Genomic DNA, 1,498 nt, shown 5'->3' on the forward strand with positions numbered 1-1,498 from the left:
GACCTTCGAACAGGCGGTCGCGGCGGCGGCCCTGGTCAAGGTCAGCTATGACGAGACGCCTTCCATCGTCGACCTCAGCGACGGCAAGGCTGGCGACGGCATCCCGATCGACGCCATGACCAAGGAATGGGGCGATGCGCAAGGTGCGTTCGCCTCGGCACCGGTCCGCATCTGCGCCGCCTATAACACGCCGCGCGAGTACCAGGCGCCGATGGAGCCGCATGGCCTGATCGCCCGCTGGGAGGGCGACCGGCTCACCGTATGGGAGCCGAGCCAGTGGCTGGACGGGATGGCCCGCACCTATGCCGAATGGTTCGGCGTGCCGTTCGAGAATGTGCGGCTGGTCTCGCCCTATATTGGCGGCGGCTTCGGCTCCAAGGCGCTGGCGCTCAGCCATGGCGCGGTGGCCGCATGTTCGGCCAGAATGCTTGGCCGGCCGGTGCGGCTGGTGATGACGCGGCCCCAGACTTTTACGGGCTATGGTGGCCGCGCGGCGACACGCCAGACCGTGACGATCGGCGCCGACACGCAAGGAAAGATCCAGTCGATCGTGCATCGCGGCGTCAATGAGACCTCCATCGACGGCATGTGGGTCGAGCCGCTGGGATCGGTCACCTCGATCATGTATGCGACGCCGAATTTCTCCTCGAAGCAGAACGTCGTGCGGGTCAATTCGGTGGTGCCGGGCGCCATGCGCGCGCCGGGCGAAAACCCCTCGGCCTTCGGCATCGAAAGCGCCATCGACGAGCTCGCTTACGAGGTCGGCATCGACCCGCTGGAAATCCGGCTCCGGAACTATGCCGAGCAGGATCCGCATGCCAAAAAGGCTTGGTCTACCCGGCAGTTACGCGAGGCTTTTGCCGCAGGTGCGGAGCGCTTCGGCTGGGCCAGGCGCTCGCCCGAACCGCGCTCGATCCGCGACGGCACCCAGTTGATCGGCTGGGGCGTCGCGGCTGGCACCTATCCGGTTCGGCGCGCCTATGGCGAGGCGATCGTGCGTATCCTGGCCGACGGCTCGGTCGAGGTCGAAAGCTCGTCGATCGACATGGGTCAAGGAACCTACACAATCCTGGCGCAGACCGCCGCTGAAACGGTCGGCGTGCGAGCTGACGACGTGGTGGTGAAACTCGGCGACTCCCGCTTTCCGCGCGCCGGCGTCACCGGCGGCTCGCGCCTGGCCGGCGTCATGACCGGCGCGGTATACAAGGCCGCGAGCTCAGCGCTCGACCAGTTGGTGGGCCTTGCCATCAGCGATCCGCGGTCGCCTTTCCACGCGCTGCAGGCCAACACGCTGGTCGTCGCCAATGGCCGCATCGCTTCGCCGCGCGGCGACGGCCCCGATGTCTCGATCGCCGAACTGCTCAAAAGCGTCGGCCGCGACCACATCGAAGCCACCGGCGACACCATGCCGGAAAACTCGACGCCAGAGGAGCGCTACAAGAACTACACCACCATCGCCATGGCGCTGCCGCACACCGAGGGCGACTATTCCCGCCAC

Annotated in this window: 1 protein-coding gene; it reads left to right on the forward strand. The window is 67.0% G+C overall.

Annotation, left to right across the window (positions count from 1 at the left end):
- A partial coding sequence (locus EN750_RS33880; RefSeq protein ID WP_145968181.1) for a xanthine dehydrogenase family protein molybdopterin-binding subunit occupies positions 1–1,498 on the forward strand: 1,498 nt, incomplete at both ends.

It is taken from the genome of Mesorhizobium sp. M7A.F.Ca.ET.027.03.2.1 (assembly GCF_003999175.1).
GTDB lineage: Bacteria > Pseudomonadota > Alphaproteobacteria > Rhizobiales > Rhizobiaceae > Mesorhizobium.